This window comes from Pollutimonas sp. M17 (assembly GCF_025836975.1).
Taxonomy (GTDB): Bacteria; Pseudomonadota; Gammaproteobacteria; order Burkholderiales; family Burkholderiaceae_B.
The window spans coordinates 355510-372479 of record NZ_CP107548.1 but is presented as its reverse complement, the minus strand read 5'-3'; the positions used below and the strand labels follow the sequence as shown (position 1 = coordinate 372479).

Here is a 16970-nt window from a genome sequence, read left to right as displayed (position 1 = left end):
CGCATGTTTGCTCTAAAGCGTATGCTGTGATGTAATCGCACGTTGAGTTTTTTTGCGCGGTACGAATCCATGATATAGCCGCTTGCTGACACGCCGGCGGTACAGGTGTTCGGGCCGTGCTTGCGAGGCACACGATGAAAGCCGCTATTGACACCGGAAAAATGGTTCCGGTAACCATACTTACAGGTTTTCTTGGCGCAGGAAAAACCACCCTGCTCAAGCGCATTCTGACCGAGTATCACGGGCGCCGCATTGCCGTCATCGAAAACGAATTCGGGCCGGAAAGCATCGACAACGACCTGCTGGTGCAAGACAGCGAAGAGGAAATCGTCGAACTGAGCAACGGCTGCGTATGCTGCACGGTGCGCGGCGATCTCATGCGCACGCTCAACGAGCTGCGCGTCAAGCGCCAGGCCGGTCAGTTGAATTTCGAACGCGTCATCATCGAGACCACCGGCATGGCCAATCCCGGTCCCGTCTGCCAGACTTTCTTCATGGACGACGAGATCGCCGACTACTACCGGCTGGACGCCGTGATCACCGTGGTCGACGCCAAGCACGGCATGGAAACGCTGGACAAGCAGGAAGAATCGCAGAAGCAGATCGGCTTCGCCGACCGGATCCTCATTTCCAAGAAAGACCTGGTCAACGAAGCGGACTACCAGGCGCTGCGCGCGCGCATCGTGCGCATCAACCCGCGCGCATCGATAACACCGGTCAATTTCGGCGAAACCGACCTGAAATCGCTGCTGGACATCAGTGGCTTCAACCTGAACACCATACTGGACATCGACCCGGACTTCCTGGCCGATGAACATCCCGACGCCGCGCACGACCACGGCCATGACCATGGCCACGACCATGATCATGATCATGACCACGAAGGCGAATGCGGAGCCCATTGCGGACACCATCACGATCATCATCATGCGCATCACGACGATGAAATCGGCGCTTTCGTGTTCCGCTCGAACAAAGCCTTCGACCCGGAGCGGCTCGAAGAATTCCTGGGCGGCATCGTCCAGGTGTACGGCCCCGACCTGCTCCGCTACAAAGGCATACTGTATTTAAAAGGAATCAACCGCCGCATGCTGTTCCAGGGCGTCCACATGATGATGGGCGCCGAACCTGGAAAACCGTGGCTATCCGGCGAAAAGCCTAATACCAAAATGGTGTTCATAGGCCGTAAACTTCCCCAGGAGATCTTCACCAGGGGTCTGGAACAATGCTTGGTCTGATAGCGGGCCCATCGCAACAACGTTGACAGCGGTACGGGCCCCAAGCACCAACACTACAAAAAGAGGACACATCATGGCAAGCAAATCAGCCGCCGCAAAAAACCAGCCGCGTTTGCTGACAGAGAAAGAGTTGTTGGCAATGCCTGAATCCGACTACATGAATCAGGATCAGCTCGCTTTTTTCAGGAACCGACTGAAAGAGCTTGAACAGGAAATCCTGAACAATGCCGACGCCACCACCGAGAACCTGCGCGAAACGCAGTTCGTGCCGGATCCGGCCGACCGAGCGACGATCGAGGAAGAGCACGCGCTGGAACTGCGCACTCGCGACCGCGAGCGCAAGCTCCTGAAAAAAGTGCAACAGTCTATTACCTTGATCGACTCCGGCGAATACGGCTGGTGCGAGGAAACAGGCGAGCCCATAGGCATCGCGCGCCTGCTGGCACGTCCTACCGCCACGCTGTCGCTGGAAGCCCAGGAACGCCGCGAAATGCGCCAGAAGCTGTACGGCGACTGACCCTTTCGCCGGGCGTTTTCTCGCCATGCGGCCGGGCCTCCAGGCCCGGCCCACGGATTCCCCTTGCGGATTTCCCCTTGAACTTTCCGGTTCCATCCCCAGATGAAACGTTCAAAGGAAGATCCATGGAACAATTTCACGCCACCACCATCATTTGTGTCCGCCGCGGCAACGACGTCGCCCTGGGCGGAGACGGCCAGGTCACCCTGGGCAATATCGTCATCAAAGGCACGGCGCGCAAAATACGCCGCCTGTATCAGGACAAGATCCTGGCCGGCTTTGCCGGCGCCACGGCCGACGCATTCACCCTGCAGGAACGCTTCGAGGCAAAACTGGAGAAGCACCAGGGCAACCTGATGCGCGCCGCCGTGGAACTGACCAAGGACTGGCGCACCGACCGCGTGCTGCGCCGCCTGGAAGCCATGCTGATCGTGGCCGACAAGGAGCACACCCTGGTCCTGACCGGCAACGGCGACGTGCTGGAGCCCGAGCACGGCCTGGCGGCCATCGGCTCCGGCGGCGCCTATGCGCAGTCCGCCGCATTGGCCCTGCTGCAGAACACCGATATGGCGCCCGCCGACATCGTCAAGAAGTCGCTGGAGATCGCAGGCGACCTGTGCATCTACACCAACCAGAACCACATCGTCGAAACACTCTGAGCCGTGGCATCGCGCCCGCTCGATGCCGCCGCCGTCCACGCATTTGAAGAAAGCACAACTATGTCTGCCACCACCATGACCCCCGGGGAAATCGTCTCCGAACTCGACAAGAACATCGTCGGACAAGACCGCGCCAAGCGTTCCGTGGCGGTCGCCCTGCGCAACCGCTGGCGCCGCCAGCAGGTGCCCGAGCCGCTGCGCAACGAGATCGTGCCCAAGAACATACTCATGATCGGGCCCACCGGCGTCGGCAAGACCGAGATCGCACGGCGCCTGGCCAAGCTGGCCAACGCCCCCTTCATCAAGATCGAAGCCACCAAATTCACCGAAGTCGGCTATGTCGGCCGCGACGTCGACACCATCATCCGGGATCTGGTCGAAATCTCGGTCAAGCAGACGCGCGACGTCGAAATGCGCCGCGTGCGCACCCAGGCGGAAGACGCCGCCGAAGACCGCATCCTCGACGTCCTGGTGTCGCCGTCCCGCAATGCCAGCGGCGAACCCGAGCGCGAAGAAAACACGGCGCGCCAGACCTTCCGCAAACGCCTGCGCGAAGGCAAGCTGGACGACATGCAGATCGAGATCGAAGTCGCCCAGGCCGCTCCGCAAATGGAGATCATGGCCCCGCCCGGCATGGAGGAAATGACCGAACAGTTGAAAGGCATGTTCGCCGGTCTGGGCCGCGACAAGAAGAAGTCGCGGAAAATGTCGGTCAAGGAAGCCTTCAAGCTGCTGACCGAAGAAGAAGCCGGCCGCCGCATCAACGAGGAAGACCTGCGCACCGTGGCCGTGGCCAACGCCGAGCAGAACGGCATCGTCTTCCTGGATGAGATCGACAAGATCGCCACCCGGCAGGAACACTCCGGCGGCGACGTTTCGCGCCAGGGCGTGCAGCGCGACCTGCTGCCGCTGGTCGAAGGCACCACCGTCAACACCAAGTACGGCGTGGTCCGCACCGACCATATCCTGTTCATCGCCTCGGGCGCCTTCCACCTGTCGCGCCCCTCCGACCTGATTCCCGAATTGCAGGGCCGCTTTCCCATACGCGTCGAACTCGACTCGCTGACCGCCCAGGACTTCGTGCGCATACTGTGCGAGACCGACTCGTCGCTGACCAAGCAGTACAAGGCTTTGTTGGGAACCGAGGACGTTACGCTGGACTTCACCGACGAGGGCATACAGCGTCTGGCCGAACTGGCCTTCGATGTGAACGAACGCACCGAAAACATCGGCGCGCGGCGCCTGTACACCGTCATGGAAAAGCTGCTGGAAGACCTGTCGTTCGACGCCACCGCCAGCAGCGGCCAGACCGTCGTCATCGATGCCGCCTACGTCAATGCCAAGCTGGAGGAAGCAGCCAGCAGCCAGGACCTGGCGCGCTACGTGCTATAGAGCCCTCTACCATCGGCCAAGGCCTTGCCGCGGCCGGCATTCCGGCCTATCCATGCAAAGACAAGGGGCGCCCATGCTGGGCGCCCACTTTTACTTACTTGGAGATCTCGATAATCACGTACTGCCCGCCTTCGCGCCTGGCGGTGAACTTCACCTTGTCGCCCGGCTGTATGCCCGCCAGCAGCGCGGGATCGATCCGGTAGACCAGCGTCATGGCGGGCAACTGCAAATCGGAGATCGCGCCGTGCTTGATGGTGACCTTGCCGGCCGCCGCATCCACACGGCGCACCTCGCCCGATGCGCTGGCCTCCTGGGCCTGCGCGGAAACCGAGTAGAACGAAGTCAGCGCCAGGGCCGCCGCCAGCGCCCGCATGCCTTGCCGATTCGTGAATTGCATAAGCTAAACTCCTGATTGATACACTCAGCATAACGCCAAAACAAGGATCAGGCTTGTCATCCGCCACACCCGCTTACCAATTGCGCGCCGCCCGCCAGGCGGACATCCCTCATATACTTGCGCTCATGCGTGAAATGGCGCAATTCGAGAAGCTGACCGACATCTTCAAGGCCACCGAAACAAGCCTGCACGCCAGCTTCTTCGGCCCCCAGCCCGCCGCCAACTGCCTGGTCGCCCATACCAGCGACCAGCCCGACCTTCCCGTGGCCTACGTCATGTGGTTCCACAACTACTCCAGCTTCCTGGACAAGCGCGGCCTGTACCTGGAAGACCTGTACGTACAGCCCGCCCATCGCGGCCGGGGCGTGGGCAAGCTGGCGCTCAAGCACCTGGCGCGCATGGCCGTGGAGCAAGGCTGCGGCCGATTCGAATGGACGGTCCTGGACTGGAACCAGAATGCCATCGACTTCTACAGATACCTGGGCGCCGACATCTTGCCCGAGTGGCGCATCGTCCGCGTCACCGGACCATCGCTGAACCGGCTGGCCGCCGACTGAACACGAGATATCCACCATGAGCACACGCCTGTCCATCATCACCACCCGTACCGGCGACAAGGGCACCACCGGACTGGGCGACGGCAGCCGCGTCGACAAGGACTCCCCGCGCATCGCCGCCATGGGCGACGTCGACGAACTGAACAGCACCCTGGGCCTGCTGCGCAGCGAATCCCTGCCCCAGGACATCGACACCCTGCTTGCCCGCGTGCAAAACGACCTGTTCGACCTGGGCGCCGAACTGTGCATCCCCGGCCACGTGGCACTGAAGAAGGAACACGTGCTGTTTCTGGAACAGGCGCTGGCCCATTACAACGCCGACCTGGGCAAACTGCAGGAATTTATCCTGCCCGGCGGCACCCGCGCCGCCGCCCTGGCCCACATGGCGCGCACCGTATGCCGGCGCGCCGAACGCTCGGTCATTGCCCTGGACAAGGCGGAAACGGCCCACGGCAATGCGGCGCATCGCGGCGACACGCCCGATGCAGCAGCCATGGAAAGCCAGAACGATGGCGCCCACCCTCCGACGACCGCCGTCAACGAGCCCGTCAAGCAATACCTGAATCGCCTTTCCGATCTATGCTTCGTCCTGGCCCGCGCCCTGAACCGCGAAGCCGGCCGCCCCGACGTGCTGTGGGGCCGCTAGTACTAGGAAATCAAATCTCGACGATCTAAAAAGGCGGCCGCGGCGGGGGCTGCGCAGGCGCCTCGCTCACGCCGTTCCAGCCAGGCCAATCGAGGATGCAAGGGTGTGGCTGTTTGAGGCCGGCGGGTGACGGACAGCCGGGGGCTGTCCGTCCGGCCGAGTTCCACACCCGCCTCGATTGGCCTGGCTGGAACGGGAAGCCTTGGCAACGCCAAGGCCGTGAAGCGCGAAGCCGGAGCAGCCCCTGCCGCGGCCGCCTTTCTTAAGAACTCTGAAGCGCAAAAAAATGCAGAAACCTCTTCAGAAAGTACCCGTAATTTTGTGTTCCGGCCGATGATCATCTTGAAGGCGGCAACCCATGAAGAGCAACATCAAGCGCCTTCAGCCACCCGCGTCGAGCATGCACTCACCGCTCATCATGCGTATGAATCTGCAACGCTTCCAGAAAACGTGACACCATGTTGTACGTCGCAATCGTAGCCGTCAACTCCACCATCTGCTTCGGCTCGAAATACACCTTCACCGCATCGAACACCCCATCTGGCACCTGAACATCCCGCGTCATCGTATCCGTATAGGCCAGCACCGCCCTTTCCCTGTCGCTGAACAGCGTCGACGACTTCCAGTCGTTCAGCGCATCCAGCTGCCCCTGCGTCATTCCTTCCTTCAGCGCAATCGGCGCATGCTGATCCGCCTCGTACGGCGCCCCATTCAGAATCGCAATACGCATGATCACCATCTCGCGCAGATCCCCCGGCAAAGAACTGTTATGACGTATTCCCGTCAAGTGATTCAGCCAGCCGCGCGCCACCTGCGGGCTTTGCAGCAACATCTGGTACAGGTGCAGAACGCTGCCGCGCTCCGCCACAATCTGCTCGACCAGCGGACTGACTTCGGGATGGGATAGATCGGCGTAAGGTAAACGGGCCATGAGCGGGCTTCCTGGAATAGAAAAAGAATGAATTCAAGTATGCCGCAGCCCCTCGAACGCACCCTGCGACAGCGGCGCGCCACCGGCTTGCGGCGGTGACAATCAGGCGGGCAGCACCTGGTTTACGGTAGCGGCGAAACGCGACACGATCTCGCCGATGTCGGCCTCCGTGCAAATAAAGGGCGGCGCCAGCAACACATGATCGCCATGCACCCCGTCTATCGTACCGCCCATCGGGTACATCATCAGGCCGTTCTGCATCGCCTGCTTCTTCAGCAGGGCGTGCGTCTTGCGGGCCGGATCCAGCGTCGCCTTGCTGTCCTTGTCCTGCACGAACTCCACACCCACGAACAGGCCGCGGCCGCGTATATCGCCCACATTCGGGTGTTTGCCCAGGGCCCCGCGCAACTCGTTGCGCAACTGCTCGCCGCGCGCCAGCACATTGTCCAGCAGATTGTCGCGCTCGATCACCTGCTGCACCGCCAGCGCAGCCGCGCAGGCCGTGGCATGCCCCATATAAGTGTGGCCATGCTGGAAGAAGCCGCTGCCGCCCACGATGGCATCGTAGATGCGGCTGCTGGCAATCATGGCCCCTATGGGCTGGTAGCCCGCGCCCAGGCCCTTGGCGATGGCGACGATATCGGGCACGATGCCGTCCTCGGCGCAGGCAAACAAATGACCCGTGCGCCCCATGCCGGACATCACCTCGTCCAGAATCAACAGCACGCCGTGGCGGTCGCAGACCTCGCGCACGCGCTGCAAATACGTCTTGACCGGAGCGAGCGCGCCGGCGGTGGCGCCGACCACGGTTTCCGCCACGAAGGCCGCCACATTCTCGGCGCCCAGTTCACGGATCTTGTCGTCCAGCTCTTGTGCCAGCCGCTGCGCGTAGCCTTCCTCGGTTTCGCCGGGAAGCTGGTCGCGATAGGCGTAGCAGGGCGACACATGGTGCGCCGGCACCAGCAAAGGCAGGAAAGGCTCGCGGCGCCATGCGTTGCCGCCTATGGCCAGGGCGCCCAGCGTGTTGCCGTGATAGCTTTGCCGCCGCGCGATGAAATGGCGGCGCGACGGCTGCCCGGTTTCAACGAAATACTGGCGCGCCAGCTTCAGCGCCGCCTCGACCGCTTCGGAGCCGCCCGAAACAAAGTACACATGATCCAGGTCGCCCGGCGAACGCTGCTGCAGGAAATCGGCCAGATCCTCGGTGACCTGCGTGGTGAAAAACGACGAATGCGCATAGGCCACCGTATCCAGCTGGTCTTTGATCGCCTGGATGACGTCGGGATGGCCATGGCCCAGGCAGGACACCGCCGCGCCGCCCGACGCGTCGATATAGCCTTTGCCGTTCTGGTCGAAAATCCGGATGCCCTGGCCGCGCACGGCCAGGTCGAGTTGCTGCTTGGGGTTGCGATGGAAAACGTGTGTCATGATGATGGCGGCCGATAAATTCAACAAATGTTGTTTATATAATATACCAAGCAACAAATAAATCAATATAATCGTGATCATGACCGACACGCAGATTCCTCAAACCCTGGAAGCGCTGAGCGCGCGCATACGCAGCCAGTTTTCCGGCATGACCCCGCAATTCCAGGTGGGTGCCAGGTACTTGCTGGATTTTCCCAACGAGGTGCCCATCGCCTCGATGCGCAAGGTGGCCGCGCAAGCCGGCGTACAGCCTGCCACACTGGTGCGCCTGGCCCAATCCCTGGGCTATCCGGGCTGGGATGACCTGAAAGGCGTATTCGTCCAATCCTTGCGGCAGGCGCCCAAGGCCTATGCCGACCAGGCGCGCAAGCTCATGAGCGGCAAGAAATCGGGCGACGCGCTGGGCCGGGCGATGGCCACCCAGGCCGGCAACATCAAGCGCCTGGAGCAGGCCAACGCGCAGCGCCTGCCGATTGCCGTACAGCTTCTGTCCAAGGCCAGGCAGGTGCACGTGGCGGGCTTTCGCGCCTCGTTCGCCCCCGCCTTCACCTTCCAGTACCTGTATCGCCTGTTCCGCCCCTCGGTCACGGCCCTGCGCGCCGATGCCGGCACACTGGAAATGGAGCTGCGCGCCATCGCCCGGGGGGACGTCGTCGTCATCATCGGCTTCGCCCCCTATTCGCAAGAGGCCATGCGGGTCGCCCAGGCCGCGCGCCAGGCGGGCAGCCGCATCCTGGCCATCTGCGACAGCGTGGTGGCGCCGATTGCGCTCGATGCCGATTGCGTCCTGGTTTTTTCGACGGAGACACACTCCTTCTTTCCCTCCAGCGCGGCGGCGGTGGCCCTGGTGGAGGTTCTGATCGAACAGCTTCTGGCCAAGGCGGGCAAACAAGCCATCGACGGCATTGCCCAGGCCGAAGATCAATTGCACCGGACCGGTGCGTATTTAAGTACGAAATAGGTTCAGCCATGTTGAAACTCATCGAGCTATCGGGGTCGCCCTTCCAGATCGGGCAAGCGCTGGGCAGGTTCGGCGCCGAGGCCGCCCATTCCTACCTGATCGAATCGCCGTCCTGGGACAGCGTCATGGCCTGGCGCGGCAGCGCGGCGGCCAAGGCCATGGCGGATCTGACCGAGCGGTACTTTCCCGAAGTCCGGCAGGAGCTCCTGGGCCTGGCCGACGGACTGCAGTTGCCGCCCGACGACGTGTTCCTGTGGAATTGCCGGGGTGACCTGTGGTCCATGGCGCCCGACGGCTGCACCACCGTGCAGCTGCCCCTGACCGGCGGGCCGCGTATCACCCACAACGAGGACGGCGACCCCGGCTTCCACGGCCACTGCGGCATCGGGCTTTTCGCCCCCGACAACGGTCCGGGATTCGCCTCGTTCATCTATCCGGCTTCGATACCCGGCCATACCTTCGCGGTGACCCAGGCCGGCCTGGCCATGACGGTCAACAACCTGCGCTCCCGCCAGGTGGCCATCGGCCTGCCTCGCATGGTGCTGACGCGCGCCCTGCTGAACCAATCCAGCATCCAGGACGCACTGGGCGTGCTGCGCGGCATGTCGCGGGCGGGGGGCTTCCACCTCAGCCTGGCGCAACGCGGCCGGACCGAGCTGTACAGCGTGGAGTTCAACGCCATGGGCGTATCGGCCCAGGCCGTCCAGCGGGCCGCCCTGCATGCCAACCACGTGATTCACGCCGGCATGGCCGGCTTCCCGCAGGTCGTCACCGAATCGTCGCGGCACCGTCAACAGCATGGCGAAATGCTGCTCGATGGCCTGCACACCGATCCGCTGGCCGTCCTGGCCAATCAGTCGGACCGCGAGTTTCCCATCTACCGCGACGCACCTCGGGACAGCGACAACGAAAACACCATGGCCACCGCCGACATCCATGTAGGACCCGACCGGGTGGACTGGCAGGTATATGAACGTCCCGGCCAGGCCGCGCGCTTCACGCTGGCCGACGCCGCCCTGGCATGAGGCGCCGGCGGCGCCCTTGGGACGGCTGGACGTAAAGATCTCCGGCAGCATGCCGTAAACAGCGTATGGGCAGTCTTTGGCTTGCCCGGGCGTCTTCCGAATGCCGCCCCGTCCCTCCTGTTTCTTGCGGCTCTCCGCGAAAAGGAATGCCATGTCCAGCCGGATTTCCGACTTTCCCGCTCTGGATGCTTACAGTGCCCAGGCCGGCCTCGCTTCCTCCGCCTCGCCGGCCGACGCGAAACCGGTCGGCCACCCGGCCCCTGCCCTGCAAGCAGACAACCGCATAAACGTCAGCCTTTCACCCGCCGGCCTGAGCCTGTCCTCGCCTTCCAAAGCCAGGGATCAGGACATCGAAGACAGCGACCTGCCGACCGCCGTGAAAGAAGCGCTGAAGCGGATACGCGAATTAAGGGCGGCATTGCAGGAAAAGCTGCGTGAGCTGAACAAAGCCATGGCGGACCATACACTGCCCGACGACCAGCGCCGCCAGCGCATCGATCGCCTGCAAGTCGAGGTTTCCACGCTGATCTCGGCGCTCGCCATGGCCAACAATGCGCTGGTCAAGCTTTTGAACGACTCCAAGCTGAGCAGCGAACAGAAAATGACGGCCGGCTTGCTCAGCATGGCGGGGCCTGCCCGCTAGGGCCCATCAACGCCAGAAGGGAAGCCGCCCGGCGGCGTGTCCGCCAAGGCCGGGCGCCCCGCCTACATGACCGACCTGACGAACTCCGCCACGGCTACGCTCAGCTCCGATATATCGCGCTGAAGGTTCTCGAAGTTGACGGATCGCTCATAGCTTTGCTCATCCATATACAGGCGTCGATTCACTTCGATCTGCAGGCTGTGCCGGTTTTCCTCGGGCCGGCCGATGCGCGCGATCAGGGCCACGCCCTTGAAAGGGTCGTTGCGCGCCACGGTGTAGCCGCGCTGCAGCAGGAAATCCTCGATGATGCCGATGAGGGTCGGATCGCAGGTCGTGCCGTCGCGGTCGCCCAGCACGAAATCCGCCAGCGGCTTGTCGGTGTCGATTTCCAGCACCTCGTAGGAATCCGAGGGCATGGAATGCAGGTTCAGGTGCCATACGACGCCGAAGCGTTCATGCGCCGCGTCGATCTCGCGCTGCAAGGCCTGATGATAGGGCTGATGGTAGGTGGCGATGCGGTTCTCCACCTCGGCCACCCAGAGCTTGCGGTCATAGACGGGCTGATCGCGCGCCTTGCTCCAGATCAGCCCATGTCCCAGGCGCGATTTTTCGGTGGGATGCAGTTCGGTCGTCCAGGGCTCGGCCAGGATGTTCGGGTCGATGTCGTCCTCTTCACGATTGGGGTCGATATACGTGCGCGGAAAATTGGCGGCCAGCAAGGTTCCGCCGACCGACGGTATGGCCTGCCACAGTTCTTCCACATAGGTGTCCTCGCCCGAGCGCAGCACCGAGACCGGCAGGCAGCTCTGGAAGTCGGACGGATAGACCACGCCGCTGTGCGGCGAATCGCATACCAGCGGAATGGCGCTGCTGGCGGGCGGGGTCAATGTATAGGGATCGAACTCCGTATCGGCGAATCTCATGTCGTCTCCTGGACTAGGACTGCGTTCTGGTCAACGTTGATGGGCGCATCGTTCAAATGGCAGGCGCTGGCATGGCCGGCCTGGCCACCGATCTGCCGCAGCAAGGGGCGTTCCACCCGGCATCGCTCCATCGCGTGGGGGCAGCGAGGGTGAAAGGCGCAGCCCGGGGGCGGATGCAGGGGCGAGGGAAGTTCGCCCTTGATGGGGTCGAATTGCCGCCTGTCGGGGCGCAGCGACGGCAGTTCCTTGATCAGCGCCTGGGTGTAAGGATGATGCGCCCGGTTGAAAATCGTATCGGTATCGGCGATTTCCACGATGCGCCCAAGATACATGATGGCCACCCGGTCCGAAATATGGCTGACCACGCCCAGGTTGTGGCTGATGAAAAAATACGTCAGCGCGAATTCCCGGCGCAATTGCATGAACAGGTTCAGGACCTGCGCCTGTATGGAAACATCCAGCGCCGCCACGGCCTCGTCGCACACGATGACGGACGGCTTCAGCGCCAACGCCCGGGCGATGCCTATGCGCTGGCGCTGCCCGCCCGAGAATTGGTGCGGATAGCGGAAGCGGTAGGCCGGGTCCAGCCCCACCTTGCGCATCAGTCCCGCCACATAGGCCTCCTTGCCGGCCCGGCTCGTCAGGCCATGCACCACCGGCCCTTCGCCGATGATGTCCACCACCCGCATGCGCGGATTCAAGGATGAAAACGGGTCCTGGAAAATCATCTGCACGCCCAGTTCGTACTCGCGCCGCGCCGCGCCCGCCAGCTGGCCGATGTCGCGGCCCTGGTAGCGGATGGTTCCCGAGCTGGGCGGCAGGATGCCCGTCAGCATGCGGCCCAGGGTGGATTTCCCGCAGCCCGACTCGCCCACAATGCCGATCACCTCGCCGGCCATGACATCCAGGTCGACGCCCGCCACCGCCTGCACCGACCTCGGCTTGCCGCCGCCTTTGAACAGCCGGCCCAGCCGCTCGACCATGTCGGCCGGCTGCGCATACTCGCGTCGCACATCGCGAAGAGACAGGATGACGTCGGAGCCGCTCATGCCCGAACTCCTTTGTGCCAACAGCTTGCCCACTGCCCGGGGGCCACTTCCTCTGGAACGGGATCGTTCGCGCATTGCCCGGTGGCGCGGTAGCAGCGCGAACGGAACGGACAGCCCGCCGGCAGGTTCAGCAAGGACGGCGTGGAGCCCGGTATCTGGAAGAGCTCCTGGCCCCGGGTGTTCACCGACGGGATCGACGAGATCAGGCCATGCGTGTACGGATGCTGCGCGGCTCGGACAATGTCCTGCGTGGATCCGGTCTCGACGATGCGCCCGGCATACATGACGGCCAGCCGATCGGCCAGGCCCGAAACGATGGCCAGATCGTGCGTGATCCAGATCAGCGCGGTGCCCATTTCGCGGCACAGCTTCTGCACCTCGTACAGGATCTGGCCCTGTATGGTGACGTCCAGCGCCGTGGTAGGCTCGTCGGCGATGATCAGCCGGGGCGAATTCAGCAAGGCGATCGCAATGGCGATGCGCTGGCGCATCCCCCCGGAAAGGTGATGCGGATACACCCGCAATCGTTCTTGCGGCGACGGAATGCCCACCATGCCCAGCACCTGTATGGCGCGGTCGCGCGCAGCCTTGTGCGATACCCGCTCATGCGCCCGGATGGCCTCGATCATCTGCGTATCCACGCGCAAGACCGGATTCAGGGTCATCATCGGATCCTGGAAGATCATCGCCATGTCGCGGCCGCGAAGCTGGCGGTATTCCTCGGCCGTCAGGTCCAGCAGGTTGCGGCCGTTGAACCACATGCGGCCGGCCTGTATCCGCCCCGGATGCTCGACCAGGTTCATCAGTGAAAAGCCGGTGATGCTTTTGCCGGAACCCGATTCCCCCACCAGGCCCAGGATTTCGCCGGGGCGCAGCTGCAGGGATACGCCGTCCACGGCCTTGACCACGCCGTCGCGCGTGTGGAACCAGGTTCTAAGGTCCTGCACATCCAGCAGCAGCGGACCGGGGGAAGCGCCGGCTGTCCCGGTGGAGGCGACGGCGCTTGCGGCATCGCTGTGGATAGGGGCGGCGGTATATTCGCTCATGGTCGCCGGCCCTAGATCTCGTTGCGCGGATTCAGGATGTCGCGCAGATGGTCGCCCACCAGGTTGATGGCGATCACGACCAGCGCCAGCGCGATTCCCGGAAAAAACGATATCCAGTAGTTCCCGGACAGCAGGAACTCGAATCCGTTGGATATCAGCATGCCCAGCGAGGGTTCGGTGACCGGCACGCCCACGCCCAGGAAGGACAGGGTGGCCTCCAGCGCGATGGCGTGGGCCAGGTCGATGGTGGCGATGACCATCAGCGGCGGTATGCAGTTGGGGAAGACGTGGCGCCACAGTATGCGGTGCCACGACAGCGACATGCAGCGGGCCGCCTCGACGTATTCGCGATTGCGCTCGACGATGGCCGCCCCCCGGGCCGCCCGTGCGAAATACGCCCACTGCACGGCGATCAGCGCGTAAATGACCTTGTCGACGCCCTTGCCCAGCACCGCCAGCAGGATCAGCGCCACCAGTATCGAAGGGAAGGACAGCTGGATATCGACGATGCGCATCAGCAAGGCGTCGATGCGTCCGCCGAAATAGGCCGACACAAGGCCGACAGCCGCCCCGATCAGGAAAGCCACCGACACCGAGACGAAACCCACGAACAGGCTGATGCGCAGCCCATACAGAATGGCCGAGAAAATGTCGCGCGCCTGCCCGTCGGTGCCCAGCCAGTACGTGATGGTGCCGTCCATATTGGCGCTGCCCGGCGGCATCTTCGAATCCATGATGTCCAGCGTGCCGATGTCGAACGGGTTCTGCGGGGCGATCCAGGGCGCAAACACGGCCAGGCCCAGGCAGGCCAGCAGCAGGATCAGTCCGAACACCGCCAGCTTGCTCGACACGAACTGCGCAATGAACACCCGCCACAGGCTTTCATGGGCCGGCACCACGCCCGATGCCTGCCCGACCGGCGTATCGTCCGCCGGCACGATGGGATCGGTGCTCAGCCCTTTCATGAGGACGTCTCCAGCCGCACGCGCGGATCCAGTATGGTGTAGGCGATATCGACCAGCAGGTTCAAGGTGGCCAGGAACACCACCGTCAACATCAGGTAGGCCACCACCACGGGCCTATCCAGGGTAATGATGGAGTCGATCAGCAGCTTGCCCATGCCGGGCCATGAGAATACGGTTTCGGTCACCACGGCAAAGGCGAAGACCTGGCCGTACTCCAGGCCGCCTATGGTCACGATGGGAATCAGGATGTTCTTGAGCAGGTGTATGCCCAGCACACGCTTCTCGCGCAGCCCTTTGGCGCGTGCGAACTTGATGTAGTCCTGCGGCAGGCACTCGCGCGTGGCGGCCCGTGTCACCCGGATGATCAGCGCGCATTTGGCCGTGGCGATGGTACAGGCCGGCAGAAGCAGGCTTTTAAGTCCCTCCCAGTTGAATACGCTCAACTGCAAGGGGCCGTAGGATTCCACCGGACCGCGTCCTCCGGCCGGCAGCCAGCCCAGCATGACCGCGAACAGCATGATCAGCATCAGGCCCACCCAGAAGTTGGGCAGCGAAAAACCCAGGACCGAGCCCGTCATGATGCCGCGCGCTGCAAGGCTATTGGGCCGCAGGCCCGCATAGACGCCCAGAGGCACGCCTATGGCCAGCGACAGGAAGATGGCCAGCGTCGCCAGTTCCAGCGTGGCCGGCATGCGCTCCAGGATGAGCCGCATCGCCGACTCGCCGGTCAGAAAGCTGCTGCCGAAATCCAGGTGCACGGCCTTGCCGAGGAAGATGAAGTACTGATGCCACAACGGCAGGTCCAGACCCAGCGATTGGCGTATCAGCTCGCGCTCGGCATCGGTGGCCTCGGGGCTGGCCAGCATCAGCACCGGGTCGCCGACCAGATACAGGCCGGCGAACACCAGTGCCGACATGACCAGCACCACGAGCAGCGTTTGCAGTAAGCGGCGGACAATAGCCGATAGCACTGAACCCGCCCTGCGCTACTTGGCCAGCGTCATGTACTGGGCCAGTGTCATCTGGTCGGCACGGCCTCCGTAGCGGATGTCCTTCTTCATGGCCCACACCGACAGCTCGAACTGCAAGGGCAAAATGCCATAGTCGTCCATGGCCATGCCGCTGGCCTTCTGAAGAAGCTCGGCGCGCTTGTCGTCGTCCAGGGTCTTGGAGGCCTCCATCACCAGCTTGTCCATTTCCGGATTGGAATATTTGCTCCAGTTGGTCGTGCCCAGGCCCAGCTTCGGATCCTTGGTGACCACCAGCGAGGTCAGCGGGTTGAGCATCTCGCCCGAGCTGGCCGCCCAGCCCGCCAGATAGCTGCTGAACGCAAAGGCATTGCGCTGCTTGAAGAAGACCGGCGGCGCCATGGTCTGCACATCGGCTTTCACGCCGATTCGGGCCCACATGGACGCCACCGCCTGCGCGATGCGCTGGTCGTTGGTGTAGCGGCCCGCGGGAGACCCCAGCGACATCTGGAATCCGTTCGGGTAGCCCGCCTCGGCCAGCAGCTTCTTGGCCTCCTCGGGATCGGCCGGCTCGACCTTGGAATGCTTTTCAGAGGTGCCGAAAGCCGGATAAGCCAGCAGGTTGGCGGCCGGCAGGCCCACGCCGTCCATGATGCGCTCGACGATGGCCTTGCGGTCTATGGCCAGCGACAGGGCATGGCGCACGCGCTGGTCGGTCAGGGGGTTCTTGCCGTCGGTGCCCGACACGCCGGGCGGCACATCATTGCCCTGGTTCAGCGCGATGTAGATGACGCGCACCGACGGGGTTTCCTGGATATGCAGGTTCTTGTCTTTTTTGAGCCGTGGCAGGTCGTCGGTGGGAGGGTCTTCGATGATGTCCACGTCGCCGGCCAGCAAGGCCGCGACCCGGGCCGCCGAATTGGAGATGGGGCGGTAGATGACCTTGTCCCAGGCGGGTTTCTCGCCCCAGTAATGATCGTTGCGCTCGAAGACGATTTCGGCGCCGCGCTTCCAGGACACGAATTTGTAGGGTCCCGTGCCCACCAGGCCGTCACCCCGATTGAGCTCGACCGTGGTCTTGCCTTCGGGCGCCGGCCCCGCCGCCGCCTTGTGCGACATGATGGGCACCATGGACAGATTGGCCAGCAGCACCGGCGAAGGCCCCTTGGTGGTGATGCGCACGGTCAGGGGATCGGGAGCTTCGACCTTGTCGATCGTGCTCAGATACAGCGAATACGACGAGGGGCTGTTGGGCACCTTGGGCACGCGCGCATAGGTGAACAGGACGTCTTCGGCGGTAAAAGGCGAGCCGTCGGCAAACTTGACGTTGGGCCGCAGCTTGAAGGTCCACACATCACCGTCGGCCGTCCAGGATTCGGCCAGCGACGGAACCGGCTTGGCGTTGCCGTCGGTGCGCACCAGCGGGTCGAACAGCGTTTCGGACAACTGCGTGTTGGGCGTCAGCGAATGGAACTGCGGGTCCATGGAACTGGGTTCCGAACGCAGCGCTATGGTCAGATCGCGCGCCTGCGCCAGGCCGGCCGCGGTAAAGAAACTTGCGGCCAGGGCCGACAACAGTATGGTTTTGCGTAGAGACTTCATGGTTATGCTGCCCTTTTTATATG

General features: G+C 63.2%; 18 protein-coding genes. 9 read left to right on the top strand and 9 right to left on the bottom strand.

Annotated elements, in window-relative coordinates; genetic code table 11:
* Positions 1-134: 134 nt before the first annotated feature.
* From OEG81_RS01735 to hslU, 4 genes are all read left to right on the top strand, one after another.
* A complete protein-coding gene (locus tag OEG81_RS01735; protein WP_264130980.1) occupies positions 135-1238 on the top strand; it encodes a CobW family GTP-binding protein in 1104 nt (367 codons plus the stop codon).
* A gap of 73 nt (positions 1239-1311) precedes the next feature.
* Positions 1312-1755 (top strand): RNA polymerase-binding protein DksA, encoded by a 444-nt coding sequence (dksA, locus tag OEG81_RS01730; protein ID WP_264130979.1) that lies wholly within the window; start codon positions 1312-1314, stop codon positions 1753-1755.
* A 125-nt stretch (positions 1756-1880) separates the two neighbouring features.
* A complete protein-coding gene (gene hslV, locus OEG81_RS01725) occupies positions 1881-2414 on the top strand; it encodes an ATP-dependent protease subunit HslV (RefSeq protein ID WP_264130978.1) in 534 nt (177 codons plus the stop codon).
* A 60-nt stretch (positions 2415-2474) separates the two neighbouring features.
* Complete coding sequence (hslU, locus tag OEG81_RS01720) at positions 2475-3806, top strand: ATP-dependent protease ATPase subunit HslU (RefSeq protein ID WP_264130977.1); 1332 nt, start codon at positions 2475-2477, stop codon at positions 3804-3806.
* A 94-nt stretch (positions 3807-3900) separates the two neighbouring features.
* On the opposite strand, the gene OEG81_RS01715 is transcribed toward hslU, so the two are convergent.
* Entirely contained in the window at positions 3901-4203 is a 303-nt protein-coding gene (locus tag OEG81_RS01715; protein ID WP_264130976.1) for a copper-binding protein, read from the bottom strand.
* A 53-nt stretch (positions 4204-4256) separates the two neighbouring features.
* Here OEG81_RS01715 and OEG81_RS01710 point away from each other — a divergent pair, with 53 nt between their 5' ends.
* Both OEG81_RS01710 and OEG81_RS01705 read left to right on the top strand, forming a co-directional pair.
* Complete coding sequence (locus OEG81_RS01710; RefSeq protein ID WP_412034095.1) at positions 4257-4760, top strand: N-acetyltransferase family protein; 504 nt, start codon at positions 4257-4259, stop codon at positions 4758-4760.
* A 16-nt stretch (positions 4761-4776) separates the two neighbouring features.
* On the top strand, positions 4777-5406 hold the full coding sequence (locus tag OEG81_RS01705) for a cob(I)yrinic acid a,c-diamide adenosyltransferase (RefSeq protein ID WP_264130975.1): 630 nt from the start codon (positions 4777-4779) through the stop codon (positions 5404-5406).
* Positions 5407-5812: 406 nt separating this feature from the next.
* Here the strand turns inward: OEG81_RS01705 and OEG81_RS01700 are convergent, their stop codons facing one another.
* Entirely contained in the window at positions 5813-6337 is a 525-nt protein-coding gene (locus OEG81_RS01700) for a carboxymuconolactone decarboxylase family protein (RefSeq protein ID WP_264130974.1), read from the bottom strand.
* 102 nt (positions 6338-6439) lie between these two features.
* Positions 6440-7765, bottom strand: a complete 1326-nt coding sequence (locus OEG81_RS01695; RefSeq protein ID WP_264130973.1) for an aspartate aminotransferase family protein — start codon at positions 7763-7765, stop codon at positions 6440-6442.
* Positions 7766-7844: 79 nt separating this feature from the next.
* On the opposite strand from OEG81_RS01695, the gene OEG81_RS01690 reads away from it, so the two are divergent.
* The 3 genes from OEG81_RS01690 to OEG81_RS01680 all read left to right on the top strand — a co-directional run bounded on the left by OEG81_RS01690 (position 7845) and on the right by OEG81_RS01680 (position 10394).
* Positions 7845-8726, top strand: coding sequence for a MurR/RpiR family transcriptional regulator (locus OEG81_RS01690; RefSeq protein WP_264130972.1), 882 nt, complete (start codon positions 7845-7847; stop codon positions 8724-8726).
* An 8-nt stretch (positions 8727-8734) separates the two neighbouring features.
* Complete coding sequence (locus OEG81_RS01685) at positions 8735-9751, top strand: C45 family autoproteolytic acyltransferase/hydolase (RefSeq protein ID WP_264130971.1); 1017 nt, start codon at positions 8735-8737, stop codon at positions 9749-9751.
* Between the two features lie 151 nt (positions 9752-9902).
* A complete protein-coding gene (locus OEG81_RS01680; RefSeq protein WP_264130970.1) occupies positions 9903-10394 on the top strand; it encodes a hypothetical protein in 492 nt (163 codons plus the stop codon).
* A gap of 62 nt (positions 10395-10456) precedes the next feature.
* On the opposite strand, the gene OEG81_RS01675 is transcribed toward OEG81_RS01680, so the two are convergent.
* From OEG81_RS01675 to OEG81_RS01650, 6 genes are read right to left on the bottom strand one after another with little or no spacing between them, the layout of a single operon-like run.
* Positions 10457-11317 (bottom strand): N-formylglutamate amidohydrolase, encoded by an 861-nt coding sequence (locus tag OEG81_RS01675; RefSeq protein ID WP_264130969.1) that lies wholly within the window; start codon positions 11315-11317, stop codon positions 10457-10459.
* A complete protein-coding gene (locus OEG81_RS01670; RefSeq protein ID WP_264130967.1) occupies positions 11314-12366 on the bottom strand; it encodes an ABC transporter ATP-binding protein in 1053 nt (350 codons plus the stop codon). The genes OEG81_RS01675 and OEG81_RS01670 overlap by 4 nt, the downstream gene beginning before the upstream one ends.
* A complete protein-coding gene (locus OEG81_RS01665; RefSeq protein ID WP_264130965.1) occupies positions 12363-13412 on the bottom strand; it encodes an ABC transporter ATP-binding protein in 1050 nt (349 codons plus the stop codon). The genes OEG81_RS01670 and OEG81_RS01665 overlap by 4 nt, the downstream gene beginning before the upstream one ends.
* Positions 13413-13423: 11 nt before the next feature.
* Positions 13424-14377 carry an ABC transporter permease gene (locus OEG81_RS01660; protein ID WP_264130964.1) on the bottom strand — a complete coding sequence of 318 codons (954 nt, stop codon included), beginning with the start codon at positions 14375-14377 and terminating at the stop codon, positions 13424-13426.
* A complete protein-coding gene (locus tag OEG81_RS01655; RefSeq protein ID WP_264130963.1) occupies positions 14374-15348 on the bottom strand; it encodes an ABC transporter permease in 975 nt (324 codons plus the stop codon). Before OEG81_RS01655 ends, OEG81_RS01660 begins: the two co-directional genes overlap by 4 nt.
* 15 nt (positions 15349-15363) lie before the next feature.
* Positions 15364-16947, bottom strand: coding sequence for an ABC transporter substrate-binding protein (locus OEG81_RS01650; RefSeq protein ID WP_412034094.1), 1584 nt, complete (start codon positions 16945-16947; stop codon positions 15364-15366).
* Between the last annotated feature and the right edge of the window lie 23 nt (positions 16948-16970).